The organism is Streptomyces sp. CLV115 (assembly GCF_038448545.1).
Classification (GTDB): domain Bacteria; phylum Actinomycetota; class Actinomycetes; order Streptomycetales; family Streptomycetaceae; genus Streptomyces; species Streptomyces sanglieri.
Window position 1 is genome coordinate 33,488 of the sequence record NZ_JBCEWQ010000037.1, and the last position, 26,099, is coordinate 59,586.

A 26,099-nucleotide genomic window follows, 5' to 3' on the forward strand; every position below is an offset into this window, starting at 1 on the left:
AACACTCACCGGTATGGGTGATTGAAGAAGTGTCAGGCCGTACGGCGACAGGGCCGGTTTCGGTTTTCCGGGCCGGGGAGGGTAGTCGTACGTCATGGACTGGCTCAAGAACCTCCCCGTCATCGGGCCGATCGTCTCCCGGCTGATGGCGACGCACGCCTGGCGCTCCTACGAGACGCTGGAGCGGGTCCATTGGGCCAGGCTCTCCGCCGCGATCACCTTCATCAGCTTTCTGGCGCTCTTCCCGCTGATCGCGGTCGGTGCGGCGATCGGCGCCGCACTGCTCTCCACCGAGCAGCTCCACAAGATCGAGGACAAGCTCGCCGAGCAGGTGCCGGGCATCTCCGACCAGCTCGGCATCGGGAGCCTGGTGGCCCACGCGGGCACGGTGGGTGTGGTGGCTGGTGCGGTGCTGCTCCTCACCGGCATCGGCTGGATCGGCTCGATGCGGGACTGCCTGCGCGCCGTCTGGGACCTGGACGACGTGCGCCTGGGCAACCCGGTCGTGCGCAAACTCAAGGACGCCGGGCTGCTGCTGGGGCTCGGCGGGGCGGCGCTCGCGACGATGGCCGTGTCGTCGGCCGGCTCCGTCGCCGTCGGCTGGACGGCGAATCTGCTAGGCATCTCGGACCGCGGTGCCGGCGGTGTGGTGCTCCAGGTGGCCACCCTGCTGGTCGCGGCGCTCGCCGGATTCCTGCTGCTGCTCTATCTGCTGACCCTGCTGCCCGGCGTCGAGCCGCCGCGGCACCGGCTGCTGGTCGCCGGAGCGCTCGGCGCGATCGGCTTCGAACTGCTCAAGCTGCTGCTCGGCAGCTACATGAAGGGCGTGGCGTCGAAGAGCATGTACGGCGCCTTCGGGGTGCCGGTCGCGCTGCTGCTGTGGATCAACCTCTCGGCGAAGCTGCTGCTGTTCTGCGCCGCCTGGACGGCGACGCAGAACAGCGAGGAGGCCGGTGACACCGGGGGCGAGGCCGCCGGAGAACCGTCCGGGCCGGTCAGCGGCGCGGGAGGCGACGGACCAGGTCCGGCAGCGGCCAGCGCCGGTTGACCAGGAACGCCGCGCCGGCCAGCAGCACCACGACGCCCGCGGCGATGCCCAGCGCGATCCCGGCGCCCTGGCCACCGCCCTCGGACGCGGCGGCCTTCGCGTCCTGCGCGGGGCCGTTCTGTCCCTGGTCCTTCCCGGGCGCGGCCGTCGATCCCTTGCCGGACCCGGTGCCGGTGGCGGCCGACTTCGGCGGCACCAGCTCGCCGACCGGAGTCACCCTGCCGCTCGCGTCGAAGCCCCAGTCGAGCAGGTCGGCGGCTTCGTCGTAGACGGCGTGGGGCTTCTCGGACGACGGGTTCATGACGGTGACGAGCAGCACCTTGCCGTCGCGTTCGGCGACGCCGGTGAAGGTGTTGCCGGCATGCGTGGTGTAGCCGTTCTTGACGCCCGCGATGCCCTTGTACGGCTCGACGCCGCCGGCGCCGGTGAGCAGCTTGTTGGTGTTCTGGATGCCGAAGCTCTCGCGCTTGCCCTTCTTCTCCGCGCCGGGGAACTGCGCGTCGGCCGTCGAGCAGTACTCCCGGAAGTCCGCCTTCTGCAGCCCGCTGCGGGCGAACAGCGTCAGGTCGTACGCGCTGGATACCTGGTCGGGCGCGTCGTACCCGTCGGGCGACACCACCTTCGTGTCGAGCGCCTGCAACTCCTCGGCGTGCGACTGCATCGCGTCCACGGTCTTGGGGACGCCGCCGTACATCGAGGACAGCACGTGCACCGCGTCGTTGCCCGACCGCAGGAACACCCCGAGCCACAGATCGTGGACTGTGTAGGTGAGCTTCTCCTTGACGCCGACCAGGCTGCTGCCCTCGCCGAGATTGGCGAGATCCTCGTCCTTGACCGTGTACTCCTGGGTCTTCGGCTGGAGCGCGGGCATCACGGTGTCCGCGAAGAGCATCTTCAGGGTGGAGGCGGGAGGCAGCCGCCAGTGCGCGTTGTGCGAGGCGAGGACCTGGCCGCTCTCCGCGTCCGCGACGATCCAGGACCTGCCCGAGAGGCCCTTCGGCAGCACCGGGGCGTCCGGTCCCAGCTTGACCTGCGTACCGGCCCGGCCCAGCAGTTCGCCGCCGACCCTGGACATGCCCGCGGGCGGCTTCGGCTGTTCGTCGGAGGCATCCTTGCCGACCGCCGACGCCGGGCTGACAACAAAAGTGGACAACAAGGCGGCAGAGATGACCGTCAGAGCGGTCTTTTTGAGAGCAGGCACGGTCGGAAACGTACAGGGAGAAGATATGAAAATGGGTGCGGATGGCTTGACCCGCCGGGCGTACCGCCGGGACAGCCCACCCCGGGCGGTTCTGCCGGATCGCGGCGGAGATACTGGGTCCATGAAGCTCAGCCGCCCCGTCTCCTGGTTCCTGCTCGCCTTCGGGGTGTGGAGCTGGTTCATCTGGATCACTTTCGTCAAGAACCTGTGGAAGGACGGCAGCGGACTCGCCTTCGACGACGCGGGTGACCCGACTGCGTACTTCTGGGTGCATCTGCTGCTCGCCATCACGTCCTTTCTCCTGGGGACGGCGGTTGGAGTGATCGGGTTCCGTGGCGTCAAGGCTCTGCGCCGCGAACGCGCATAACAGGCCGCACGACGGGCTGAGGAGAGCGAGTGGCAGTGGCCGGTCTCGTGGTGATGGTGATCGTCGTGCTCGCGCTGCTGGCCGGCGTGCACCGCTATCTGTGGCGCCGCCTCGTCGGTGACACGACGGCCGAGGGCAGCGCGCTGCGCAGGGCCGGCACGGTGGCCGCGTACGTACTGCCGCTGCTGAGCGTCGGCGCGCTGGTCGCCGGCCGCGCGGGCGCGCCCTTCCGGCTCCAGCAGGTGCTGGCCTGGCCGGGCTATCTGTGGCTGGCCGCTGTGCTGTACCTGACGCTGGCTCTGCTGGCGGGCGAGGCGGTACGGCCGGTTCTGCGCCGGTTGCCGGTGCGCCGTACGGGGCGGTCGGACGACGCGGACACGACGCCGGCGGCCGGCGCGGATCCGGCAAGCGACGCAAACGACGTGAATCACTCGAACCTCTCCGCGGGGGTGTCGGACGCGCCGGGCGCGGGCACCTCCGCCGCCCCGGCGACCCTCGTCGCCGAAGCCCCCGCCCGGCCCCGCCCCGACGCCCCCGGCCGGCGGCTGTTCGTGGCGCGGGCCGTCGGCGGAGCCGCCGCCGTCGCGGGACTCGGCACGGTCGGCTTCGGCACCTACGGGGTGCTGCGCGGACCGCGGGTCAAGCGGATCACCGTCCCGCTGGCCAAGCTGCCCCGCTCCGCGCACGGCTTCCGGATCGCCGTCGTCAGCGACATCCACCTCGGCCCGATCCTCGGCCGCGCCCACACCCGGCGGATCGTCGACACGATCAACCGGACCCAGCCCGATCTGGTCGCCGTCGTGGGCGACCTCGTCGACGGAACCGTCGCCGACCTCGGGCCGGCCGCGGAGCCGCTCGCCCTGCTGAGGGCCCGGCACGGCAATTACTTCGTCACCGGAAATCATGAGTACTACTCCGGCGCCGCACAATGGGTTGATCAAGTAAGGGAGTTGGGTCTTCACCCGCTGGAGAACGACCGGGTGGAGATCGATGGATTCGATCTTGCCGGCGTCAATGACGTCGCCGGGGAGAGCGAAGGGCAGGGCCCCGATTTCGACCGTGCGCTGGGCGACCGGGACCGCAGCCGCGCCGCCGTCCTGCTGGCCCATCAGCCCGTCGTCATCCACGACGCGGTCGCCCACGGCGTTGACCTGCAGCTCTCCGGTCACACCCATGGCGGCCAGCTCTGGCCCGGCAACTTCATCGCCGATCTGGCCAATCCCACCGGCGCCGGGCTCGACCGCTACGGGGACACCCAGCTGTACGTCTCACGGGGCGCGGGCGCCTGGGGCCCGCCGGTACGGGTCGGCGCACCGTCCGACATCACCGTCGTGGAGCTCGCCTCACTGCGGGCGTGACTCTCCGTCGACAACTGGTTTCAGACGTACAGATGCACCCAAGGTTTCAACTGCCGAACAAAAGGCTATGAGTCACAGTTTTGCTCTTCCAGATGTGAAAATCGTGTGATTGGCTGATCGCGAGCATGCGGTGATGTGCGTATCTGAGCGCAACGCCGAGGTGGGGCTGGTAAGGGAGAGCACGGCAATGCGGTCGATCCGGCTACGGATTCTCGCGATTCTCGCGGTTTTGGTCATCGCAGGCGTGGTCGCCTGGCAATTGCTCCCCTCGGACGAGGTGAAACAGGATCCGGTAGCCGTCGGTACGACGGACGTGGTCACCTCGCTCGACCCCGCGGGCGCGTACGACGCGGGTTCCTGGGCGATGTACAGCAACATCTACCAGTCGCTCATGACGTTCAAGTCCGGGGCCGTCGTCCCCGAGCCCGACGCGGCCGAGAGCTGCGGGTTCATCGGCCAGAAGCTCCAGACGTACCAGTGCAAGCTGCGCGACGACCTGACCTTCTCCAACGGCCGGAAGATCACCGCCGAGGACGTCAAGTACTCCATCGAGCGCATGATCAGGATCAAGACGGACGTCGGTCCGTGGGTGCTGTTCCCGAGCCTGAAGAACGTGGTGGCCGACGGCCGCACGATCACCTTCAACCTCTCCTCGCGCGACGCGACCTTCCCGCAGAAGCTCGCCACCGGCGCCGGCTCGATCGTCGACCGCGAGTCGTACCCGGCGGACAAGCTCCGCAAGGGGAACACGGTCGAGGGTTCGGGACCGTACGTCCTGAAGTCGTACCGGTCGGGCGAGATCGCGGAGCTGATCCCCAACACCCGGTACAAGGGCGCGGTGAAGAAGGAGGGCGTCCCGGTCACCGTGCACTACTACCCGAAGTCCAGTGATCTGCTGGCCGCCTGGAACGCCAAGCAGCTCGACGTCACCCACCGCGAACTGCCGCCGGCCACGCTCGCCGAGCTGAACCCCGGCGACCCCGACCTGCGCGTCACCGAGGCGGACAGCGCCGAGATCCGCAACCTCGTCTTCAACGTCCGGCCCGGCACACCGCTGGCCGAGAAGAAGGTCCGGCAGGCCATCGCCTCGCTCATCGACCGCGGGCCGCTGGTGAGCAACATCTACAAGAGCACGGTCGAACCGCTCTACTCGCTGATCCCGCAGGGCTACATCGGGCACAGCACGCCGTTCTTCGACGCCTACCCGACACCCGACCCGGCGCGCGCCAAGGAACTGCTGAAGGACGCCGGCGTGCAGACGCCGGTCAAGATCGACTTCGGCTACCGCGGCGGCGACGAGACGCAGGGGAAGGAAGCCGCCGAGATCCGCCGCCAGCTGGAGGCGGACGGGCTGTTCAAGATCGAGCTCCACGCCGTCGAGTGGACGAAGTTCCAGAAGGACTACGCGGCCGGCAAGTACGACGCGTACACGATCGGCTGGCTCCCCGACTACCCGGACCCCGACACCTTCAGCCAGCCGCTCGTCGGCCGCAACAACAGCCTCCACAACGGCTACTCCAGCAAGAAGGTGGACAGCCTGATCGGCTCCACGCTCCAGTACAGCGACCGCGGACGCACCGCGGCCGACTTCAAGGATCTCCAGGCGCAGGTCGGCGAGGACGTGCCGCTGGTCCCGCTGTGGCAGAAGAAGGACTACGTCGTCAGCACGACGGACGTCTCCGGCTCGCAGTACCTCTCGGACGGCACCGGCATCTGGCGGCTCTGGGAGCTGAAGCGGATCTGACGCTCCGCCGCACGGCACAGCGGGGGCGGTCGTACCGGCATCTGCCGGACGGCCGCCCCCGTCGTCCTTCCGCCGCACGCCCGCAGGGGCCGCGGGACGGCTCTCAGCCGGACTCCTCGGGCCGTTTCCCGCTCTTCGCCTTCGCGGCGCCGGGCAGGAACTCCTCCAGCACCTCGTGCACCTGCCGCACCAGCGGCCGCAGCGCCCGGAACCGGGAGAGCGCGATGGCGCGGGCGCCGATCGGGGCGGAGCGCTCGACCAGGCGGCGGCTGCGTGCGGTGTGCTCGGTGCGGTCGTACACCCAGTACAGCACCAGGCCCATCTGTATCAGCCACATCAACTGCGGCAGCAGTTCCGCCAGTTCGGGATCGGTCTTGGCGTCGGACCCGGCCAGGCACTGCCGGTGGATGGAGATCGCCGCCTCGCGGGCCGCGACCGATTCCGCCGAGAACGGGCTGAGCGGGCTCTCCGGGTCGGCGGCGTTCTTGAAGAACTGCGCGGCGAAGCGGTGGTACGGCTCCGCCACGTCCAGCCAGGTGAGCAGGACCCCGCGCATGCGCACCGCGAGGTCCTTGTCGCCGTCCAGGACCGGCTGCACGGCTGCCGCGTGCTCGGCCGCGAGCCGGTCGTAGAAGCCCTGGACGAGGTGTTCCTTGTTCGTGAAGTAGTAGTAGGCGTTCCCCACGGAGACGCCGGCCTCCTGGGCGATGGCCCGCATCGTCGTCTTGTCGTAACCGCGTTCCTGGAAGAGCCGGAGCGCCGTTTCGAGGATGAGTGTGCGGGTCTGCTCGCTCTTGGGAGCCTTGGCTTCCTTCACGTCCTTCACTTCCTTCACCACAGACCCGAGGGTATCCGGCGTGGTCAGCCCGCGGGTCCGGGGACCGTACAGGCACCGTCCCCGTCCCGGCCGCACGGCGGTGCGGTCAGGGACCGGTACTTCGCGGCGGCGAGCACGGTGGCCCGGGCGAACGGGCGGCCCGCCGGGGTGGTCAGCCAGTGGGCCCGGGGCCGGTGCTCGGCCAGCGCCCAGAGGCAGACGATCCACGCGGAGGTCCCGCGGTAGATCTGCCCCCGGTCGCCGATCACCGTGATCTCGTCCAGCGTCCCGGCGTGGTCGAGCCCGGGGAAGCGGCGGTGCGCCTCCTCGGAGGCCGCCGGGACGAGGTCGAGCGGGACGAGCTGACGCTGCTTCATCAGCCACTGCCGCAGATGCAGGCAGAGCGGGCACCGCGCGTCGTACAGCACCGTCAGGCGCTCCACGGGGAGCCGCTGCCCGCCCGGTCCGCCCGTCATGGGGCTCAGGCCCTCGGGGCGGGCGCCGCCCACGGGCCGGTGGCCGGTCCCGTCCAGCCCTGCGGGGGTACCGGCGGGGTCTGCTCACGCTCCATCAGGCCGCGACGGCGGATCTTGTTGAGCACGTAGACGTTGCCGAGGTGCATGACGCCGAGGACGAGCAGCACGACACCGAGCTTCACCGACAGCGCCTCGAAGAGCCCGCGGGCGTCGGTGACGGCGTCGGAGTTCCTCAGGTAGAGGGTGACGAAGCCCAGGTTGACCAGGTAGAAGCCGACCACCAGCAGGTGGTTGACGGCATCGGCGAGCTTCTCGTTCCCGTGCAGTACATCGGCGAGGAACACCTTGCCGTTGCGGCTGAGCGTGCGCGCGACCCAGACGGTCAGGGCCACGCTGATCAGCAGGTAGATGACGTACGCGACAACAGTGAGGTCCATGCCCCACCCTCCCTTGAACGCGTTCAAAAGCTGTTGTCATGGACTGTAGACCTGTAATTGAACATGTTCAAGCGGGGAGTCCGGCGGTCCGCTCCGGCTGCTTGTCCGGTGCCCCGAAGCGCCGAACGCCCGGCACCGCGGCCGTCCCCAGGCAGGCCGCGCCGACGGCCACCGCCGCGATGGCCAGGGGCACTTCGGCACCCCAGGCCGAGGCCGCGAGCGGGGCCAGGGCGTAGCCGAGCGGCATCGCGCCGAGGGAGAGCAGCCAGTCGTACGAGGTGACCCGGGCCAGCGCGTGTGCCGGTACGGCGGACTGGACCGAGCTGTCCCAGACCGGGCCGAGGAAGCCGAGTCCGGCCTGGGCGACGCCGTACGCGGCGATGGTGAGCGCGACGGGCGCGTGGGCGGCCAGCAGGCCGAGCGGCAGGGCGTACGTGGCGAGGCCCAGGTTGGCCACCAGGACCGGGCGGCGGGGGCGGGCCCGGCCGGCCAGCAGTGAGCCGAGGAGCAGGCCGACCGCGCCGGTCTGCAGAAGGGCGACCCAGACGCCCTTGCCGCCCAGTTCCCGGAGGAAGAGCGCCGGGCCGACGGTCATCAGGACGGCCGCCGCGCCGTTCCAGGTGGCGTGCCCGATCAGGCTCGTCCAGTACCAGTCGCGGCTGCGGACCTCGCCCCAGCCCTCCTTGAGGTCGGTGAGCAGTGAACGCCGGGGGATGGGTACGTGCCGGACCTCCACGGCCGACAGCAGTGCGGCGCTCACCGCGAAAGTGGCGCCGTCCAGCACGAAGGCCCAGCCCGGTCCCGCGGTGAGGATCAGCAGCCCGGCGAGGGCCGGACCGCCGAGCCGGGTGGCGCTGTTGACCACCGCCATCAGGGAGTTGGCGCGCAGCAGCCCGGACTCCGCCACGGTGCCGCGGATCAGCGGTGAGGCGGTGGGCATCGCGAACGCCCCGGCGGCGCCGCCGACCGCCTCGGCGAGCGCGATCTGCCAGAGCGCCGGGGAGCCGCCGAGCAGCTCCACGCCGACGAAGAGCTGGGTCGCGCACCGCACGAGATCCGTGGTGAGCGCGACGGTGCGGGCGTTGAAGCGGTCGCCCACGACGCCGCCCAGCGGCAGCAGGAGCAGCTTGGGGACCATCGCGCAGCCCAGGACCAGGGCGAGCGCTCCGGTGGAGCCGGTGGCCAGATAGACGGCCAGGGAGAGGGCGGTGGGGATGACGGCGTCGCCGACGAGCGAGAGGGTGCGGCCGATGAAGAGCAGGCGGAAGGCGCGCGTGCGCAAGGGGTGCGGCATGCGCGAGAACTTATTTCGGCTCCGAACTATTCGTCAACGAAATATTGGGTACCGAAGGAAATTTGCGGACCGGCGTACGATTTCCCCCATGGAGCAACGCGACTGGACCGATGGACATGTGGAGCGCTGGAAGCCCGTCCTGCCGGGCCTGGATCCCGACGTCGAGGGCGCGGTGACCCGCATGAAGAAGCTCTCCGTCCATCTGCGCCGGGTGCGCGAACAGTCCCTGGTCGACTTCGACCTGGACCGCCAGGAGTTCGACACGCTCCACAAACTGGCCGGACGCGGCGGGAAGGCCGCCCCCTCCGAACTCGCCGCCGACCTCGACCTCGCGCCCGCCTCCGTCACCGGCCGGCTCGACGCGCTCGAACGGCGTGGCTTCGTCCGCCGCACCCCCTCCACCACCGACCGCCGACGGGTCGACGTGGAGCTCACCCGCTCGGGCCGCTCCACCTGGCTCGGCGCGATGGACGTCCTCGGCCACGAGGAGTACCGGCTGCTCGGCGTACTCGGCCCCGACGAGCGCACACTGCTCAACGACATGCTGCGGCGCATCATGGTGGCCGCCGAGGACCGGGGCGGCGCCGCCTGGGACTGACCGGCCGCCCGACGCGGGACATCGCGGTGAACGGTTCGTGCGGCCGGGGCGGGGAGACCGTCAGACGCTCATCGCACGGGCGGTGTTGAGCTGGGCCATCACCATGGGGAAGGTGTCCTGGCCGACCGCCGGGATCATCGCCGAGTGGTGCCGGCCGCCGCTGGTCACCGTGACCTGGACGAAGCCGGTCGTCTGCTTCTCCTTCATCAGGAGGAACAGCAGACCGATCAGGCAGAACAGCGCGAAGACGATCGCCAGCACGATCGCGACCGTCGGGATCTTCTCCTCGGTACGGGTCAGGTCCGTCGCCGTCCACACCGCGCCCTTGAGCGGCATCGGACCGGACGGGGTCACGATCTGGTCCTGCATGACGGCGATGTCACCGAGTGTCAGAACCGGCATGCCGGTGCCGGGCTGGGCGCCCGGCGGCTGCGGGAAGCCCTGACCGGGCATGGTCGGCTGGGCCGCGGCGCCCTGCGGGTAGCCGTAGCCGGGGCCGGGCTGGGTCGCGGACTCGGGCAGCGGCTGCGGGTAGCCGTACGCCGGGGCGCCCGGACCGGGCTGTCCCGCGCCGTCCGCGACGGTGGGCGGGTTGCCCGGCTGCTGGGGAGCCGGCCCCCACTTGTATGAGTCGTCCGCGTACGGATTCGGATCGCTCAACGTTCCCCGCTCTCGATCAGACCTGTGCGCCCCGGACCCCGCTGGGGCCGGCGGCGGCGAACCGCAGCCCGGTTCCGCACGACCGTACCGCCAAGACCCGCCCGGCGCAGCAAGGGGCCCCGCTCCCGCAGGATCGCTGCGGAGAACGGGGCCGGATACGACTTGCCGGGTGGTCAGAAGCGGCGCGTGATCAGCGCCCGCTTGACCTCCTGGATCGCCTTGGTGACCTCGATGCCACGGGGGCAGGCGTCCGTGCAGTTGAAGGTGGTGCGGCAACGCCACACGCCGTCACGGTCGTTGAGGATCTCCAGGCGCTGCTCGCCGCCCTCGTCGCGCGAGTCGAAGATGAAGCGGTGCGCGTTGACGATCGCCGCCGGGCCGAAGTACTGGCCGTCGTTCCAGAACACCGGGCACGAGGACGTGCACGCGGCGCACAGGATGCACTTGGTGGTGTCGTCGAAGCGCTCGCGGTCCTCGGGGGACTGCAGGCGCTCGCGGGTCGGCTCGTTCCCCTTGGTGATGAGGAAGGGCATGACGTCGCGGTACGCCTGGAAGAACGGGTCCATGTCGACCACGAGGTCCTTGAGGACCGTGAGGCCCTTGATGGCCTCGATCGTGATCGGCTTCTCCGGGTTGACGTCCTTGATCAGCGTCTTGCAGGCGAGCCTGTTCTTGCCGTTGATCCGCATCGCGTCGGAGCCGCAGATGCCGTGCGCGCAGGAGCGGCGGAACGTCAGCGTCCCGTCGATGTCCCACTTGATCTTGTGAAGGGCGTCGAGCACACGCTCCTTCGGGTCGATCTCGATCGGGAAGTCCTGCCACTGGGTCTCGTCGGAGACCTCGGGGTTGAAGCGGCGGATCCGGAGGGTGACCGTGATGTACGGGGAGGCGGCGGACTCCGCCTCGACCTTGTCCAGAGTCGGGGTAGCCATCAGTACTTACGCTCCATCGGCTGGTAGCGGGTCTGGACGACCGGCTTGTAGTCGAGTCGGATCGACTCGGTGCCGTCGGCCGAGACCTCGCGGTACGCCATGGTGTGGCGCATGAAGTTGACGTCGTCGCGGTTCGGGAAGTCCTCGCGGTAGTGACCGCCGCGGGACTCCTTGCGGGCCAGCGCGGAGGTCGCCATGACCTCGGCCAGGTCGAGCAGGTTGCCCAGCTCGATGGCCTCCAGGAGGTCCGTGTTGAACCGCTTGCCCTTGTCCTGGACGGACACGTTGAGGTAGCGCTTGCGCAGCTCGGCGATCTTGTCGACGGCCGTCTTGATGGTCTGCTCGGTGCGGAACACCATCACATTGGCGTCCATGCACTCCTGCAGCTCCAGACGGAGTGCCGCGACCCGCTCGGTGCCGGTCGAGTTGAGCAGCCGCTCGACCTGGTCCTCGACCATCTGCGCCGGGTTCTCGGGAAGCTCGACGAAGTCGTGCTTGGTGGAGTACTCGGCGGCGGCGATGCCCGAACGGCGCCCGAAGACGTTGATGTCGAGCAGCGAGTTGGTGCCCAGCCGGTTGGCGCCGTGCACGGAGACACAGGCGACCTCGCCGGCGGCGTACAGGCCCGGGACGACGGTGGTGTTGTCGGCCAGCACCTCGCCCTCGACGTTGGTCGGGATGCCGCCCATGGCGTAGTGCGCGGTCGGCTGGATCGGGATCGGGTCCGTGTAGGGCTCGATGCCGAGGTACGTGCGCGCGAACTCGGTGATGTCCGGGAGCTTGGCGTCCAGCTGCTCCGGCGGGAGGTGCGTGAGGTCGAGGTAGACGTGGTCGCCCTCGGGACCGCAGCCGCGGCCCTCACGGATCTCGGTGTAGATGGAGCGGGACACGACGTCACGGGACGCGAGGTCCTTCATGACCGGCGCGTACTTCTCCATGAAGCGCTCGCCGTCCTTGTTGCGGAGGATGCCGCCCTCACCGCGGGCGCCCTCCGTCAGCAGGATGCCCATGCGCCAGATGCCCGTCGGGTGGAACTGGAAGAACTCCATGTCCTCCAGCGGCAGACCCCGGCGGTAGCAGGCGGCCTGGCCGTCACCGGTCAGGGTGTGCGCGTTCGACGTCACCTTGAAGAACTTGCCGGTGCCGCCCGAGGCATAGATGACCGACTTCGCCTGGAAGACGTGGATCTCGCCGGTCGCCAGCTCGTAGGCGACGACGCCGGCCGACTTCTTGACGCCGTCCTCCTCGACGACCAGCTGGTCCAGGACGTAGAACTCGTTGAAGAATTCCACGCCCTCCTTGACGCAGTTCTGGTACAGCGTCTGGAGGATCATGTGGCCGGTGCGGTCGCCCGAGTAGCAGGCGCGGCGGACCGGGGCCTCACCGTGGTTGCGGGTGTGACCGCCGAACCGGCGCTGGTCGATCTCGCCCTTGGGCGTACGGCCGAACGGCAGGCCCATCTTCTCCAGGTCGAGGACGGCGTCGATGGCCTCCTTCGCCAGGATCTCGGCGGCGTCCTGGTCGACCAGGTAGTCGCCGCCCTTGATCGTGTCGAAGGTGTGCCACTCCCAGTTGTCCTCCTCCACGTTGGCGAGCGCGGCGGCCATGCCGCCCTGCGCGGCGCCCGTGTGGGAGCGGGTCGGGTAGAGCTTGGTGAGCACGGCGGTGCGGCTGCGCTTCGTGGACTCGATGGCCGCGCGCATGCCGGCGCCGCCGGCGCCGACGATGACGGTGTCGTACTTGTGGATCTGCATGATTTCCTCTGGTCCCTCTGGCCCGGCGCCTAGCGGATGTTCGGGTCGAAGGTGAAGATCACCAGCGTGCCCAGCAGGACGGTGAACACCGTGGCGGTGTACAGAAGCATCTTCAGCCAGAAACGGGTGTTCTCCCGCTCGGCGTAGTCGTTGATGACCGTACGGAGACCATTGGCGCCGTGCAGCATGGCCAGCCACAGCATCCCGAGGTCCCAGAGCTGCCAGAACGGCGAGGCCCAGCGGCCCGCCACGAAGGCGAAGCCGATCTTGGAGACGCCGCCGTCCAGCACCAGCTGGATCAGCAGGTGGCCCAGGACCAGGACGACCAGGACGATGCCCGACAGGCGCATGAAGAGCCAGGCGTACATCTCGAAGTTGGTGCGCGAACCCTTGGGGGTCTTGGCGGTCCGCTTGCGCGGGGGCTCGATGACCGGGGCCGGGTTGTCTACGTCGTAGAGGCTGACGCCCTCGACGGAGCCGATCGCGGCGGAGGACTCGGTGGACATTGGCCTCAGCTCCCGAATACTTCGCGTACGGCGTGGCCGAGGACCGGGTACAGCGCCCCGACCATCAGCACGACCCAGATGCCCACGACCGACCAGAGCATCTGCTTCTGGTAGCGCGGGCCCTTGGCCCAGAAGTCCACGGCGACGATACGGAGACCGTTCAGCGCGTGGAAGAGAATCGCGGCCACCAGGCCGTATTCGAGGAGCGCGACGATCGGCGTCTTGTACGTGGCCACGACGTCGTCGTAGGCCTCGGGGGAGACGCGGACGAGAGCGGTGTCCAGGACGTGTACGAACAGGAAGAAGAAAATGAGGACACCGGTGACTCGATGAGCCACCCAGGACCACATGCCTTCCCGGCCGCGGTACAGCGTTCCAGCCGGCACGGAAGAACCCTCCGGGAGCGGGGATTGGGGCCGGCCGGCTTGACTGTCGGTCTGACCCGGCCGGGTACGGTCCACCGGCCCCGGCCATCGTAGCGACGGTTTGTCGGTTCGTTCGCGCGGGGGCCCGCGGTGTGATCAAAGTGGCAATCAAACAGGCACGGACGGGCTAGAAAGGGCGGTCGACGGCCCCCGTCGAGCCCGTTCCGTTATGAACCCGATACCAGCTCGATGATGCGGCCCCGGGCGAGTCGGCGCATCTCCTCCGCGGTCACCACCCGTTCCTGGTCCGGTTCGTGGGCCAGCCTGGCCCGGATCCCGGCGAGCACCTGGTCCGGCTGCTCGGCCGGGCCGAAGCCGTCCAGACAGATCACGAAGACATGGCCGAAGCGCGACTCGTACGCGGCGTGCGCGGCCTGCAGCGCCAGATGGGCGGAGGGCGGCGCGGCGTGGTGCAGACCGGGGGAGACCTCGGCGGTGAGCGCCTCGGAGAGGTCCGCCGGGGCCAGGTCGTAGCCCGCCTCGTCGGCCGCGGCCAGCAGTGAGTCCACATCGGGAAAGGGGCGGTGGGCGGCCAGCCGCTGTGCCCAGCGGCGGCTGCCGCAGCACTCCAGCAGGGCGGCCTCGGCCTCGGCCGCCGGCGCGGCGTTGAAGCGGTCCAGCCCCGGGACACGGATCTGGACCTGCTCGGCGGCGGAGTTCTGGACGGGTACGGCCGTCCGGGTGGCCGGTTGGCACAGTTGCTCCGGGAGGCCGGCGCGGGACTCGCTGGACCTGGTCAGCGTGGGCTCCTCGGATCAACGGCATCTGTGACCCTGGAGCGGGAAGCGGTGGAAGAGACCAGGCAGATGCAGGGTGAAGGGAGAGACGAATGTGCCTCAAAGCTAGCCAGGCGGGGCAACGGACGTCCGACAGATGCGCGAACTTCACCCGGACGGGAGAGTTTCGGACCGCCTGACGAACCGCATTCCAAGGAGAATGCCCGGCTGTCTCCCCGATTCTGCCTTGTTTTCCGTAAATGACGGAGGTTTCTGAACGATGTCGCCCTCACGAGGCGCTCTCGTGGCCGGTGCGGTGCTCACCGCGGCGGCCGCCGCGACGATCGCCGTCGTCGTCTGGCCGGAAGGCTCCGACAGCGGGCTCGCCGGACAGTCGTCGAACGCCCGCACCCCCGTGCCCTCCTCGGCCGCACCCTCGCCGACCCGGAGCTACCCGCTCTCCACCGCCCCGCGCACCATCCCCGCGGTACGCGAGCACATCGCGGCCCGCGGCCCCGGCTGGCGCCCCGGCCCGGACAGCGGGGTCGTCGTGGCGCGCGGCAGCGGGGCGCTCGCCGACGAAGGGCAGTTGCTGGCCCAGGAGCTGAAGATCCACTACCGGGGCGAGGTACCCGCCCGCGCGGGTGACGTGGAGCTGGCCCTCGCCCCGGGCAGGGGCACCCCCGAGTCGTACACCCTCGGCGTCCACGGCGGACGGGTCACCATCAGCGGGCCGGACCAGGCCGGGGTCTTCCACGGAACCCGCACCCTGAAGCAGTCGGTGCGCGCCGACGGCGCGATGCCGGAGGGCGAGGTGCGCGACCGGCCCGACCGGCCGCAGCGCGGCCTCAACCTCGACATCGCGCGCAAGCACTACACCGCCGCCTGGATCGAGGACCGGCTGCGCGAGATGGCCGACCTCAAGCTCAACCAGCTCGGCCTGCACTTCTCCGACGACCAGGCCTTCCGCATCGAGTCCCGCACCCATCCCGAGGTGGTGTCGCCGCAGCACCTCACCCAGGCCGAGGTGCGGTCGATCGTCGGCCTCGCGAACCGGCTGCACATCGAGGTCGTCCCGGAGATCGACTCCCCGGGCCACCTCGGCGCGGTGCTGCGGGCCCACCCCGACCTCCAGCTGCGCAATGTGTCGGGCACCCGCTCGCCCGGGTCGCTCGACATCTCCGACCCCGGCTCGGCCAAGCTCGTCGACGAGCTCCTCGGCGAGTTCACCGAGCTGTTCGGCGGGGCGTACTGGCACCTGGGCGCCGACGAGTACCTCGCGCTGATGGCACGGAACCCGGCGGCCTCGTACCCCCAGCTGCAACGCGCCGCCCAGCAGAAGTACGGAGCGGGGGCGAGCATCAAGGACCTGACGACCGGCTGGCTGAACGACCGCGCGGCGGTGGTGCGCCCGCACGGCAAGCGGCCCAAGGCGTGGAACGACGGTTTCTTCCGCGACGGGATTGTGCACGCCGACAAGGACATCGAGGTGGAGTACTGGACGGGCAAGGAGTACGGCGCCCGGGAGCCGGAGGAGTACCTGCGCGAGGGGCGGCGCGTGGTGAACCTCAACGACGAGTTCCTCTATTACGTGCTCGGCCAGCCAAACCAGTTCGTCTACCCCACGGGCAAGCGGATCTACGAGCAGTGGACCCCGCTCGTGCTGCGCGGCACCGAGCCGGTCCCGGCGCGCTACTCCGGCCAGATCCTCGGCGGCCGGTTCGCGGTCTGGGGCGACCTCCCGCAGGCGCAGACCCCGGCGCAGGTGGCGCAGGGCATCCGGATGCCACTGCGCGCGACCGCCCAGAAGCTGTGGGCCCCGGGCAGGCCGACGCTGAGCTGGGACGAATTCCGGTCACTGGCCGGGCGGATCGACGGGACGGGGTGAGCGGGGCCGAGCGGGCGGTCGGGCCGAGCGGGGCGGAGTGACGGGCCGAGCGGGGCGGGGCGGAGGGACGGGCCGAGCGGCGTGGTGTGACGGATCACCGCGTGGCGGCGAGCCGGATTCCTCGTGGACAGCCGTTCGGCGGGGGGCTAGGTTCCGGATGCCGCGCGGTCCGGGGAGGTCCGCGCGTTCTCGCGTTCGCGCTCAGAACCTTGGGGGGTTCCGCTTCATGCTCTGCTCCACCTGCCGTCTCAGACCGCCGGTCACCGACGACGGACGCTGTCTGCTGTGCGCCGGTCCGGCCGGGTCGGCACCTGTCCCGATGCCGCCCGCCCCGGCCTTCTTCGCGCCGCAGCAGTACCTGCGTTCGCCCGAGGGACTCGCGAAGGCCGTCGTCGTCCTGCTGGCGGTCGTCGCGGCGGCGGATCTGCTCGCCGTGGCGGCGGGACTGAACACCCGCCGTGTGATCGCGGCCGGGCTGGAGAACGACTTCGCGACCTACGACGAGGCGGAGGCGACGCTCGCGGACAATCTGTACGGGACGGCGGGCGTGCTGCAGAGCCTGGTGAGCCTGGCCACCGCGGTGGTCTTCATCATCTGGTTCCGGCGGGTACGGCTCAACGCCGAGGTGTTCGACCCGAGCATGCAGCCGATGAAGCCCGGCTGGGCCGTCGGTGCCTGGTTCGTCCCGATCGCCAACCTGGTGCTGCCGCGCCGGATCGCGGGCGGCATCTGGACCGCGAGCGCCCAGACGAACACCGATGGCAGTTGGCGCTCGGTTCCGGCCACCGTGATGAACCTGTGGTGGGGGTTCTGGATCATCTCGCTGGTCGGCTCCCAGTACGCGTCCCGGCGGTACTGGGCGGCCGGGCAGCCGCAGGAGATCCTGGACTCGGTGGCCATGTTGATGGCCACCGACGTCTTCGACATCGTGGCCGCGGTGTTCGCCGTCCTCTTCGTCCGCAAGCTGACCCGGATGCAGGGGGAGCGGGCGGCGCTCGGCGTGTATCCGCTGGGTGGCCCGGGCCTGCCGGGTCGCGAGGACTGGGGTCGCGCCCACTGAGGGATGCAATTCGGCCTCCGCGGTGACGGTTTTGAGCCATTCGGCGCTGAAAGCGGTAACAGGAAGCGCCTCGTCCCCATGCGCGTGGGCACGGGGGCGTGCCGACGGGAGACGCCGATGAGCCTGCTGGAACTGATCGCCGCCGCCGACGAGCGCGGGCTCGCCGCGAGCGCGGTCGCCTGCCTCGACCGCTGCCTGCCGCAGCCCGCGGACGGAGCGGACCCGGATCCGCTCCGTCCGCTCTGGGCGGGGTGCGCGGACGCGGGGGTCTGGCCGGAGCGGATCGCGGAGGTCCGCGCGGCGCTCGACGCCGCGGCCGACGAGGAGGGCGCCGCCCCGCGGATCCGGAAGCTGCTGGGCGAGGCGCCCGCGGACCGGGCGGCACCGGAGCTGCGGGAGTGGGCCGACGCCTGCTCGCTGCTGGCCCTGGAGGTCCACCTCGACCCGGACACGGCGCCGGGCGCCGGTCCGGAGACGGCACGACGCCGGCGCGCGGGCGATCCGGACGGGGTGGGCCCGTTGCCCGCCGGGGAGCTGCGCCGGCAGATCCGGATCCTGGAGTTGCTGGCCGCGACCGCGGACGCCGCGCCGGCGGGCGCCGGACTGCGCCAGGTGCTGGAGGTCTCGGCCGAGGGACAGCGGGTGCTGCGCGCCGCGGTCGCGCGGCGGGCGCGCCGCGATCCGGACGAGCGGCCCGGGACCTGACCGAATGCGGCCGAGCGCTTCCGGCCGCGGCGTACCGGGGTGGCGCAGCGCCCGTACCGGGGTGGTGCAGCGCCCGTGCCGGTGCAGCGCCCGTACCGGGGTGGTGCAGCGCCCGTGCCGGTGCAGCGCCCGTACCGGGGTGGCGCACCGCCCGTACCAAGACGGCGCAGCGCCCGCACCGGGGTGGCGCACCGCCCGTATCGGCCCCTCCAGGTACTTCCGCCCGCTTCCGGCCGCTTCCGCCCGCTCCCGGCCGCGGGCTGTCGCGAGTCGGGTACGTGACCGACGCGCGACCGCCCGCGGGGCCGGCTACCGCGGGCTGTCGCGGTGGAGGCGGCCGTCGTCGGCGAGCGCCTTTTCGGCCTCGTCCCGCAGCAGCCGCACGTACTCCCGGGTCCAGGTCTCGACCGTTTCCCGGTTCCACAGGTCGGCCGAGTACTCCACGGCACCTTCCAGAACGTCCCCGGCCGGGGTCAGCACCATGATGAACTCCGACCGCGACGCGGCCGGGGCGATCTCCGCCACCGTGGTGGTGAGACCCGGCAGTTCGATGCCGGTGTCCAGCGAACTCTCGTAGGCCAGGCCGATGGCCAGGCTGTCCGGTATCTCGATGCCCCTGCGCTCCCGCATCGCCGGCGCCACCTGGCGCGGCGGCATGGCGTGCTCCATGCCCAGGACCGTCGTACGGGTGACCCGGTCCGCCAGCGCCGCGAAGGAACCGGCGCGCGCGTCACGGACCCGCAGGGCGACCCCGGTGGCCGTGCAGCCCACCAGGGACTCGAACTCGCGGCTCTCCCGGCCCGCGTAGGAGATGTTCATCACCACGTCCTCCTGCCCGGCCTTGGCCGCCAGCAGCCGGCCGAGCGCCGCCGCGGTCACCACGAAGGGCGTGGTCGCCCGGCGGGCGGCCAGCCGTTCCACAGCGGCCCGGACCTCGGCGGGCACGGTGAACTCGACGACTCCGCCCCGCCCGCTGAGAGTGCCGGGCCGCGGCCGGTCCAGTGGCAGATCCGCGGCGAAGGGGGCGTCGGCGAGTTCCTCCAGCCAGTAGTCCGTGCGACGCCCACCGGTCGCCGCCTCGTGGGCGATCTGCCAGTGCGCGTACTCCACTTGCTGCGGCACCGAGGCCGACAGGCCGGAGCCGGATCCGGTGGCGGCCGAACGGTAGAGCGCGGCGAGCTCCTTCAGCAGCGTGGTCAGGGCCCACCCGTCGCAGGTGCAGTGGTGCATCACGAGCAGCAGCACCCACTCCTCGGCGCCGATGCGCAGCAGGCGGGCGGAGAGCACGTCCCCCTCGAAGAGGTCGAGCGGGGTCTCCGCCGCCCGCTCGGCGAGCCGTTCCACCTCGGCCCGCCGATCCGGCTCCGGCCGTGGGGCGAGGTCGTCGACGGGCAGGTCGAGGGGGCGGGGTTCGAGGACCTCCTGCCGCCAGGAGCCGGGGCCCTCCGGCACCAGGCGGGTACGCAGCGCCTCATGGCGTTCCGTCAGCTGCTGGAGTGCGGTGCGGAGCGATCCGGGGTCCAGCCGGCCGGAGAAGGCGATCCGCAGGGCGACGTTGAAGACCTGCGGCTTGGCGTGGCGGGCGTGCAGGGTGGCGAAACGGGACTGCTGCCGGCTGGCCGGGCCCCGGCGGACGACCCTTCTCGATCCGGCGCCGCACACGAACTCCGTCATGGCGCGCAGGGTGGGCTCCTGATAGAGGCGCGAGAGCGGGTACTCGACGCCCCACGCCTCCCTGATCCGGTTGACCAGCCTCATCGCGGTGAGCGAATGCCCGCCCAGGTCGAAGAAGGAGACATCCGGATCGACGCCCGGCGCGGTGAGGCCGAACTCGGCCGCCCAGAGTTCGCGAAGTCCGTTCTCCGTCGCGGGACGGGGTCCGGCCTCCGGCGCCGGATCGGCCGCCCGGCGTGCCTCCTCCCCGTCCGCCGGAAGGGATGGACCGGTCGAGGGCAGGAAGGGACCGTCCGCCAGGGGGGTGGGACCGGCCGACGACAGGGACGGAGCGGCCGAGGAGAGGAAAGGGCCGGGCGACGGGAGCCGCGTCCGGTCCAGCTTGCCGTTACCGGTCAGCGGCAGCTCGGCGAGGATCCGCCAGGCGCGCGGCACCATGTACTCCGGCAGGCGGTCGTTCAGCTCCTCGGCCCACCGGTCGGTACGGGACCGCTGTTCCGCCGTACCGTCGGGGGCCGGCCCCGCGGGTACCACATAGGCGGCCAGGAATGCCTCGCCGTTCGCACGGCGCAGGCCGACGACGGCCGCCCGGCGGACACCGTCGAGACGGCCCAGTACCTGCGCCACCTCCTCCGGTTCGACCCGGAATCCACGGATCTTCACCTGGTCGTCGCCACGGCCCACGAACACGAGCCGTCCGTCCGCCGTCCAGCGGACCAGATCACCCGTGCGGTAGTGGCGGACCTCCGACCTGCCCTCCGGCTCGCCCTCCGTCCTGCTCCCCGGACTTCCCCCCGACTCTCCCGCCGACTCGCCCTCCGTCCCGCCCTCCGGCTCGGCCGTGAACCGCTCCCCGGTGAGGTCCGGCCGGTGCAGATAGCCCGCGGCCACCCCCGGACCACCGACGAGGAGTTCCCCCACCGCGCCGATGGGCACCGGCTTGTCCGAGGCGTCCACCACGCGCAGCGTCACGTTGTCGACCGGACGCCCGATCGCGATCACGTCCGCGCCCTCGTCCGGGACGGGCCCGCCGGCCCCGGACGAGACCGTGTCGGCGACGCACAGCACGGTCGTCTCGGTCGGGCCGTAGATGTTCACCGTCTCGTAGGGGGCCTCGGGCCGGGGACGGCTCCGGAGCGCCTCGCCACCCAGCAGCAGATGGCGCAGCGGCGGCTGATCGGCCACCGGCAGGCGCAGCACCTCTGTGCCCAGGGCGGTCGGCAGGACGCTGAAGTCGATGCCCTGGTCCGCGTACCACCGGGCCAGGGCGAGCGGATCGCGGCGGACCGGCTCACCGGCCACGACGACCGTGCCGCCCGCCGTCAGCGCCGGCCAGATCTCCAGGAGGGACGCGTCGAAGCTCTGGCTGCACACGACGGCGCTCCGGTCGTCGCCGGTGAACGCGAAGCGTTCGTGGTGCCACTGGCAGAGATCCACCAGGCCGCGGTGCGTGAGCACGACGCCCTTGGGCGTGCCGGTGCTGCCCGAGGTGTAGATGACGGAGCACGCGGAGCGGGGGGACGGGCCCCCGGCGCCGGCTGCCCGCCGGGTGTCCGGCCCGGGGTCTCCCGCCGGGGCGGCGTCCGGCGCGAGCACGGTCACCGATCCGGGCAGTCGAAGGTCTCCCGCTCCGTCCGCGCCGCCGATCACCGTGCGGGCGCCGCTCTCGGCGATCACCTGCGCGGCACGGACGGCACCGAGCGACGGGTCGAGCGGCACATACGCGCAACCGGCCCGCAGCACGGCGAGCAGCGCCACGACGAGCTCCGCGGAGCGTGGCAGCCACACCGCCACCAGGGGTTCCCGGTCCTCGTCCGCCCGGTGTTCCGCGAGTACGGCCGCGAGCCGGCCGGCCCGTTCGTCGAGCTCCCGGTAGGTCAGTACGGCGTCCTCGCCCTCCACCGCGGTCCGCGCGGGGTGCGCCGCCGCCCGCCGGGCGACCCAGTCGTGCACGGTGGTGTCCGCGACCGGCCGGACCGGGCCGTGCTCCCAGCTCTCCGGTACCTCGTCACCCTCGACCGGCGGACGCGCGAGCAGGGACAGCGGTGTGCCGGGCTTGTCGACGGCGGCGGCCAGGAGGTCGCGGAAGACCGTGAAGAACATGTCGACGGTGCTCGGCTCGAACAGCTCCGCGTTGTACTCCAGATGACAGCGGACACCCTCCGGCCCGTCGGTGAAGTAGACCGTCAGATCGGTCAGCGCCTTGTCGGGGCCTGCGTCCAGCGCGACCGCCTCGACGCCGGGGAGGTCGAGGCGGAACGGCTCCGCCGACTGGAACTCGGCACACACCTGGAACACCGGCGTGCGGTCCGTCCTGCGGGGCGGGGCGAGTACGCGCACCACCTTCTCGAACGGTGTCCCCGCGTGGTCGTAGGCGTCGAGCGCGACGGCACGCACCCGGTCCAGGAGTGTCGCGAACCCGGGATCGCCGGTGAGGTCGACCCGCAGGGCGAGGGTGTTGACGAAGAAGCCGATCAGCTCCTCGGCCCGCTGCGGCCGGTCCGAGACCGGGACGCCGATGACGATGTCCTCCTGCCCCGTGACCCGTCGCAGCATCGCCGCCCAGCCGGCCACCAGGGTCATGAACAGGGTGGCGCGGTGGCCGCGGCTCAGCTGCCTGACCCGCTCGGACAGTCCGGGGCCCAGGGAGCGGAAGACGGCCCGGCCCTCGGAGGTCATCTCGGCCGGCCGGGGGCGGTCGGTGGGCAGTTCGAGGACCGGGAGGTCGCCGCCGAGCACGCGCCGCCAGTGGGCCAGGTCCCGCGCGGTGCCGGGGCCGTCCGCCGCCGCGCGCTGTTCCTGTGCGTGCTCGGCGTAGCTCCAGGTCAGCGCGGGCAGACCGGCCTCCGTGCCGTCGCGCGCCGCCCGGTAGAAGGCGGCGAGGTCCCGGCACAGGACGGTCGCCGACGCCGCGTCGACCACGATGTGGTGGAAGGACAGGACCAGCACGTGCTCGTCGGCCGCGGTACGTACGAGCCGGCTGACGAACAGCGGACCGTTCTCCAGGTCGAAGCGGCGCGCGCTCTCCGCCGCCAGCGCCTCCCGCACGGCGGCCTCGGCCCGCGGCGTGCCGTCCACCACGCCGAAGTCGGGCTCGGCGGCCTCCCGCACCAGCTGGACCGCCGAATCGCCGGCCTGCCGGAAGACGGTGCGCAGCCCTTCGTGGCGGGCGACGAGCCGGCGCAGCGCGGTGTGCAGCGCCTCGGTGTCGAGCGCACCGCGCAGGCGGATCGCCTTCACCTCGTTGTAGGCGGTGCGTCCCGGGAGCAGACGTTCCAGGAACCAGATCCGCTCCTGGCCCGGGGACAGCGGCGCGCCCGGGGCTGGCGTCCGCCGCTCCCGGTGCCGGCGGCGCAGGGCGTCCAGCCGGGGGAGACCGGCGCGCAGCTGTTCCGCGGAGACGCCGAAGTCGACCAGCGCGACGATCTCGTCCGCGCCCGCGTCGGCCACCGCCTCGGCCACCGGCAGGACGGTGTCCACGTCCCCTATCAGGGCCCGCTGGTCGCAGTAGCGGCCGTAGGCACGCCGGAAGACCACGTCCAGGTCGTCCTCGCTGAGCGATCTCAGGTCGGTGGTGACACCGAGGCTGTTGGTGACGCCGCTGAACAGGGACAGGGAGGCCTGCATGTAGCGGGCCATCGGCGCGAAGGCCTCGGCGCGGGCGGTGTCGTGGTCGTCGGAGAGATAGGTGTGCAGCAGGACGGCGACCCGCCCGGCGTCCGGGTCGAGGCCGTGGAGCGCGCGGGCCCGCCGGTAGCGGGCGATGTTGTCCCTGAGCTGGTCGATGTCCTGGGTCATCAGATTGGTCACGATGCCCAGGTCGTGCGCGGCGGCGCGTTCGTACGACTCCGGGTTGGCGACCACCGCCGTGTAGAGGGGCGGCATCGTCTGGACGGGGCGCGGGAAGAGCCGGACATCCCGTTCGCCGTCCCCGGTGGTGCGGCGCAGCGACTCGCCCCGCCACAGGCTCCGTACCTGTTCCAGCCGGTCGTACATCTCCTGCTTGTGCGGCCCGAAGCGCTCGGGGAAGAAGACGAAGTCGTTGGCGTTCCACCCGCTCGCGACTCCGAGGCCGACGCGTCCGCCGGAGAGGTTGTCCGCCATGGACCACTCCTCCGCCACCCGGATCGGGTCGTGCAGCGGGAGCACGACCGAGCCGGCGTTGATGCGGATGCGCCGGGTCTCCCGGGACAGCGCCGCGGCCAGGACGGCGGGGTTCGGGAAGAGGCCGCCGAACGAGTTGAAGTGCCGTTCGGGCATCCACAGCGCCTCGAACCCGTGGCGGTCGGCGAACCGGGCCGCCTCCATGAGCAGTTCGTAGCGGCCCTCCTCCGGGCCGGGGCCGTCGTCCGGGTAGTCGCCGAAGAAGTAGAGACTGAAGTCCGCGCGGCGCGGCGTCATGAGCGCCGCGGAAACCGGGGCGGCCGCGGGAGCGGGCGGCGCATCGGTCACAGGACGGGGCGGCGCTTCGGTCACGGCTTCGACCACAGGGCGGGGCGGCGCTTCGGTCACGGCTTCGGCCACCTGACCGGCGACCGGTCCGGCCACCGGCTCGGCGACGGAATCGGCGACCGGTCCGGCCACCTCGCCGGTCACCTCGTCGGCCACGGCCACGGCCACGGCCTCGGTCACGGTTTCGGCCGACGGGACGGGGCGGACCGCCGTCGGCCGGGCGGCTGCCCGGCCGGGAGCGGGCCGCCGGGCCGGAGCCGTGCCGGTGCGGAAGAAACCGGCCTTCCGCAGGTCCCTCAGCGATCCCCGCACGGCATCGGCCACATGCTCGATGTCACCGTCGGTGTGGGCCGTGGAGAGGAAGAAGTTGCGCCACTCCCACACGTGCACGCCGCGCAGCATCAGGTGGTAGTAGAGGAGCTCCATGTCGGCGCGGTGCTCGAAGCGGAACTGGGAGCCGAACCAGCGCATCCGCAGGGGGAATTGCTCGGCCTCGAAGAACTCGTTGAGTCCGGTGGCCAGTTCGGTCGTCCGGGCGTTGAGCCGCTCCTGAAGGTGCGGACTGTGCTCCTTCAGATGCGTGAGCACGGCGTGCGCCGCGGTCATCGACACGGGATGCTGAAGGTAGGTGCCGCCGAAGAAGGTGGTGTCGGCGGTCGGACCGCTGTCGTCCCCGTAGGTCCAGTGACCGCCGTCGACCCCGTCCATGATGTCGGAGCGCCCGGCGATCGCGCCGATGGGGAATCCGCCGCCGAGGAGCTTGCCGTAGGTGGCGAGATCCGGGGCGACGCCGTAGAGCTCCTGCGCGCCCCGGAGCGCGGGACGGAATCCGGTCAGCATCTCGTCGAACATCAGCACGATGCCGTGACGCGCGGTCAGCTCGCGCAACTCGCGGACGAACGCGGCCGGCTGGAGCGAGGGATGCCTGCTCTGCACCGGCTCGACGACGACCACCGCGATCCGCTCCGCGTCCCGTTCGATCGCCTGAAGGGCCTTCTCGCTGCCGTATTCGAGGACGGTCAGTTCGGCGACGGCACTTTGCGGGATGCCCCGGGAGACGGGCACGGTCCCCTCCTGGGCGCCGTGGCCCGCCTGCCGGCCCAGCACCTGGTCGGCATGGCCGTGGTAGGAGCCCTGGAAGGTGACGATCCGGTCGCGGCCGGTGGCGGCACGGGCGAGACGGATCGCCGCCGCGTTGGCCTCCGTGCCGGAGTTGGCGAAGGCCACCCGTTCCATCCCGGTCAGTTCGCACAGCAGCTCGGCGGCCGCGCCCGTCTCGACGCTGCGGGGGCCGAGCCGGATGCCCCGGGAGAGGTGTTCGCGGACGGCCTCCCGGACGAAACCGGGCTCGTGGCCGAAGAGGAGCACCCCGAAGCCCATGGTGATGTCGGTGTAGCTGTTGCCGTCGATGTCCTCGATCCGTGCGCCCTCCGCGCGACGGGCCGCCACCGGATAGAGCATCTCCTTGGTGGACCTGCGGAACCCGACGACCGCTCTGCTGTCGGCGAGTCTGCGGCGGTGGCGCTGGGCGAGTTGTCTGGAGGCCGCAGTACGTGCCGTGTACCGGCGTACGAGGTCGTCGAGATGCTCCTGCTGGGTGCGGGGCGAGGCGGCGTGGACCATGCCGGCGTCGGGGGCGATCACCACGCGCGGCCCGTGCGCCCGAGGCTGGTGCGCGTTGCCGGCCGTGGCCTGCCCGGCGTCGATCTGTTCGGTGATGCGCCGCGCGAGTCGGTCCATGGCGGCCAGGTCCCGGTCCAGGGCGGCCGTGAGGCTCTGCTGCTCGTTCACCGGACCACCTCGTCGTTCGGCAGGACCGCCGCCGAGTTGCTCTGGAGCGCGAGCAACTGGGAGAGCTGGGTGAGCATCTGGAGCTGGATCTGTGACAGCTGCTGGACCCGCAGGGCCAGCTCCCGCAGCTCCTGCCGGGTGACGGGACCGGCGTCCGCGACGGCGTCGTGCGGTACGGGGTGGGGGTGCGGGGCGT

The 26,099-nt window shown here is 71.3% G+C and carries 21 protein-coding genes; 8 read left to right on the top strand and 13 right to left on the bottom strand.

Features of this window, described 5'->3' with window-relative positions; translation table 11 throughout:
* Nucleotides 1-94: 94 nt before the first annotated feature.
* Nucleotides 95-1,048: a YihY/virulence factor BrkB family protein gene (locus tag AADR41_RS15685; protein WP_342282000.1), complete on the top strand. Its 954-nt coding sequence runs from the start codon at nucleotides 95-97 to the stop codon at nucleotides 1,046-1,048.
* Here AADR41_RS15685 and AADR41_RS15690 read toward each other — a convergent pair.
* Complete coding sequence (locus AADR41_RS15690; RefSeq protein ID WP_446751047.1) at nucleotides 996-2,432, bottom strand: D-alanyl-D-alanine carboxypeptidase; 1,437 nt, start codon at nucleotides 2,430-2,432, stop codon at nucleotides 996-998. The genes AADR41_RS15685 and AADR41_RS15690 overlap by 53 nt on opposite strands.
* Here AADR41_RS15690 and AADR41_RS15695 point away from each other — a divergent pair.
* The 3 genes from AADR41_RS15695 (at nucleotide 2,371) to AADR41_RS15705 (ending at nucleotide 5,718) form a co-directional block, all read left to right on the top strand.
* The gene (locus AADR41_RS15695; protein ID WP_079179553.1) at nucleotides 2,371-2,616 is read left to right on the top strand and encodes an SCO4848 family membrane protein; all 246 of its coding nucleotides are present in this window, start codon (nucleotides 2,371-2,373) and stop codon (nucleotides 2,614-2,616) included. The two genes, AADR41_RS15690 and AADR41_RS15695, sit on opposite strands and share 62 nt — an antisense overlap.
* Nucleotides 2,617-2,669: 53 nt before the next feature.
* Nucleotides 2,670-3,974 (top strand): metallophosphoesterase, encoded by a 1,305-nt coding sequence (locus AADR41_RS15700; RefSeq protein ID WP_342282019.1) that lies wholly within the window; start codon nucleotides 2,670-2,672, stop codon nucleotides 3,972-3,974.
* Nucleotides 3,975-4,161: 187 nt separating this feature from the next.
* Nucleotides 4,162-5,718 (top strand): ABC transporter substrate-binding protein, encoded by a 1,557-nt coding sequence (locus tag AADR41_RS15705; RefSeq protein ID WP_342282020.1) that lies wholly within the window; start codon nucleotides 4,162-4,164, stop codon nucleotides 5,716-5,718.
* 103 nt (nucleotides 5,719-5,821) lie between these two features.
* Here AADR41_RS15705 and AADR41_RS15710 read toward each other — a convergent pair whose 3' ends face one another.
* The 4 genes from AADR41_RS15710 to AADR41_RS15725 form a co-directional block, all read right to left on the bottom strand.
* Complete coding sequence (locus AADR41_RS15710) at nucleotides 5,822-6,556, bottom strand: TetR/AcrR family transcriptional regulator (RefSeq protein WP_342282002.1); 735 nt, start codon at nucleotides 6,554-6,556, stop codon at nucleotides 5,822-5,824.
* 23 nt (nucleotides 6,557-6,579) lie between these two features.
* Entirely contained in the window at nucleotides 6,580-7,011 is a 432-nt protein-coding gene (locus tag AADR41_RS15715; RefSeq protein ID WP_342282003.1) for a thiol-disulfide oxidoreductase DCC family protein, read from the bottom strand.
* Between the two features lie 5 nt (nucleotides 7,012-7,016).
* Nucleotides 7,017-7,448: a hypothetical protein gene (locus AADR41_RS15720; protein WP_342282004.1), complete on the bottom strand. Its 432-nt coding sequence runs from the start codon at nucleotides 7,446-7,448 to the stop codon at nucleotides 7,017-7,019.
* Between the two features lie 67 nt (nucleotides 7,449-7,515).
* Nucleotides 7,516-8,742: an MFS transporter gene (locus AADR41_RS15725; protein WP_342282005.1), complete on the bottom strand. Its 1,227-nt coding sequence runs from the start codon at nucleotides 8,740-8,742 to the stop codon at nucleotides 7,516-7,518.
* Nucleotides 8,743-8,830: 88 nt separating this feature from the next.
* Between AADR41_RS15725 and AADR41_RS15730 the strand changes: the two genes are divergently transcribed.
* Complete coding sequence (locus AADR41_RS15730) at nucleotides 8,831-9,340, top strand: MarR family winged helix-turn-helix transcriptional regulator (RefSeq protein WP_342282006.1); 510 nt, start codon at nucleotides 8,831-8,833, stop codon at nucleotides 9,338-9,340.
* Between the two features lie 60 nt (nucleotides 9,341-9,400).
* On the opposite strand, the gene AADR41_RS15735 is transcribed toward AADR41_RS15730, so the two are convergent.
* From AADR41_RS15735 to AADR41_RS15760, 6 genes are all read right to left on the bottom strand, one after another.
* Nucleotides 9,401-10,000 (bottom strand): hypothetical protein, encoded by a 600-nt coding sequence (locus AADR41_RS15735; RefSeq protein ID WP_342282008.1) that lies wholly within the window; start codon nucleotides 9,998-10,000, stop codon nucleotides 9,401-9,403.
* A 173-nt stretch (nucleotides 10,001-10,173) separates the two neighbouring features.
* Entirely contained in the window at nucleotides 10,174-10,932 is a 759-nt protein-coding gene (locus AADR41_RS15740; RefSeq protein WP_342282009.1) for a succinate dehydrogenase iron-sulfur subunit, read from the bottom strand.
* On the bottom strand, nucleotides 10,932-12,686 hold the full coding sequence (sdhA, locus tag AADR41_RS15745) for a succinate dehydrogenase flavoprotein subunit (protein ID WP_342282010.1): 1,755 nt from the start codon (nucleotides 12,684-12,686) through the stop codon (nucleotides 10,932-10,934). Before sdhA ends, AADR41_RS15740 begins: the two co-directional genes overlap by 1 nt.
* Before the next feature lie 29 nt (nucleotides 12,687-12,715).
* On the bottom strand, nucleotides 12,716-13,192 hold the full coding sequence (locus AADR41_RS15750; protein WP_342282011.1) for a succinate dehydrogenase hydrophobic membrane anchor subunit: 477 nt from the start codon (nucleotides 13,190-13,192) through the stop codon (nucleotides 12,716-12,718).
* 5 nt (nucleotides 13,193-13,197) lie between these two features.
* Nucleotides 13,198-13,578, bottom strand: a complete 381-nt coding sequence (gene sdhC, locus AADR41_RS15755; RefSeq protein WP_072486591.1) for a succinate dehydrogenase, cytochrome b556 subunit — start codon at nucleotides 13,576-13,578, stop codon at nucleotides 13,198-13,200.
* Between the two features lie 206 nt (nucleotides 13,579-13,784).
* Complete coding sequence (locus tag AADR41_RS15760; protein ID WP_342282021.1) at nucleotides 13,785-14,252, bottom strand: 2-oxo-4-hydroxy-4-carboxy-5-ureidoimidazoline decarboxylase; 468 nt, start codon at nucleotides 14,250-14,252, stop codon at nucleotides 13,785-13,787.
* A 361-nt stretch (nucleotides 14,253-14,613) separates the two neighbouring features.
* Between AADR41_RS15760 and AADR41_RS15765 the strand changes: the two genes are divergently transcribed.
* The 3 genes from AADR41_RS15765 (at nucleotide 14,614) to AADR41_RS15775 (ending at nucleotide 17,986) form a co-directional block, all read left to right on the top strand.
* A complete protein-coding gene (locus AADR41_RS15765) occupies nucleotides 14,614-16,221 on the top strand; it encodes a beta-N-acetylhexosaminidase (RefSeq protein ID WP_342282012.1) in 1,608 nt (535 codons plus the stop codon).
* Nucleotides 16,222-16,540: 319 nt separating this feature from the next.
* On the top strand, nucleotides 16,541-17,281 hold the full coding sequence (locus tag AADR41_RS15770; RefSeq protein WP_342282013.1) for a DUF4328 domain-containing protein: 741 nt from the start codon (nucleotides 16,541-16,543) through the stop codon (nucleotides 17,279-17,281).
* Nucleotides 17,282-17,398: 117 nt separating this feature from the next.
* Nucleotides 17,399-17,986 carry a hypothetical protein gene (locus AADR41_RS15775; RefSeq protein WP_342282014.1) on the top strand — a complete coding sequence of 196 codons (588 nt, stop codon included), beginning with the start codon at nucleotides 17,399-17,401 and terminating at the stop codon, nucleotides 17,984-17,986.
* A 309-nt stretch (nucleotides 17,987-18,295) separates the two neighbouring features.
* Here AADR41_RS15775 and AADR41_RS15780 read toward each other — a convergent pair whose 3' ends face one another.
* Together AADR41_RS15780 and AADR41_RS15785 are read right to left on the bottom strand one after the other, a co-directional pair.
* Nucleotides 18,296-25,903, bottom strand: a complete 7,608-nt coding sequence (locus tag AADR41_RS15780; RefSeq protein WP_342282015.1) for a MupA/Atu3671 family FMN-dependent luciferase-like monooxygenase — start codon at nucleotides 25,901-25,903, stop codon at nucleotides 18,296-18,298.
* The coding region (locus AADR41_RS15785) for a hypothetical protein (RefSeq protein ID WP_342282016.1) at nucleotides 25,900-26,099 on the bottom strand (200 nt) is incomplete at its 5' end. The genes AADR41_RS15780 and AADR41_RS15785, both read right to left, overlap by 4 nt.

Bases quoted from the DNA above. Each gene is read 5' to 3' on its own strand.
- AADR41_RS15685 (WP_342282000.1), top strand. From the start codon at position 95: ATGGACTGGCTCAAGAACCTCCCCGTCATCGGGCCGATCGTCTCCCGG.
- AADR41_RS15695 (WP_079179553.1), top strand. From the start codon at position 2,371: ATGAAGCTCAGCCGCCCCGTCTCCTGGTTCCTGCTCGCCTTCGGGGTG.
- AADR41_RS15690 (WP_446751047.1), bottom strand. From the start codon at position 2,432: ATGAACCAGCTCCACACCCCGAAGGCGAGCAGGAACCAGGAGACGGGG.
- AADR41_RS15700 (WP_342282019.1), top strand. From the start codon at position 2,670: ATGGTGATCGTCGTGCTCGCGCTGCTGGCCGGCGTGCACCGCTATCTG.
- AADR41_RS15705 (WP_342282020.1), top strand. From the start codon at position 4,162: ATGCGGTCGATCCGGCTACGGATTCTCGCGATTCTCGCGGTTTTGGTC.
- AADR41_RS15715 (WP_342282003.1), bottom strand. From the start codon at position 7,011: ATGACGGGCGGACCGGGCGGGCAGCGGCTCCCCGTGGAGCGCCTGACG.
- AADR41_RS15720 (WP_342282004.1), bottom strand. From the start codon at position 7,448: ATGGACCTCACTGTTGTCGCGTACGTCATCTACCTGCTGATCAGCGTG.
- AADR41_RS15725 (WP_342282005.1), bottom strand. From the start codon at position 8,742: ATGCCGCACCCCTTGCGCACGCGCGCCTTCCGCCTGCTCTTCATCGGC.
- AADR41_RS15730 (WP_342282006.1), top strand. From the start codon at position 8,831: ATGGAGCAACGCGACTGGACCGATGGACATGTGGAGCGCTGGAAGCCC.
- AADR41_RS15740 (WP_342282009.1), bottom strand. From the start codon at position 10,932: ATGGCTACCCCGACTCTGGACAAGGTCGAGGCGGAGTCCGCCGCCTCC.
- sdhA (WP_342282010.1), bottom strand. From the start codon at position 12,686: ATGCAGATCCACAAGTACGACACCGTCATCGTCGGCGCCGGCGGCGCC.
- AADR41_RS15750 (WP_342282011.1), bottom strand. From the start codon at position 13,192: ATGTCCACCGAGTCCTCCGCCGCGATCGGCTCCGTCGAGGGCGTCAGC.
- AADR41_RS15765 (WP_342282012.1), top strand. From the start codon at position 14,614: ATGTCGCCCTCACGAGGCGCTCTCGTGGCCGGTGCGGTGCTCACCGCG.
- AADR41_RS15770 (WP_342282013.1), top strand. From the start codon at position 16,541: ATGCCGCCCGCCCCGGCCTTCTTCGCGCCGCAGCAGTACCTGCGTTCG.
- AADR41_RS15775 (WP_342282014.1), top strand. From the start codon at position 17,399: ATGAGCCTGCTGGAACTGATCGCCGCCGCCGACGAGCGCGGGCTCGCC.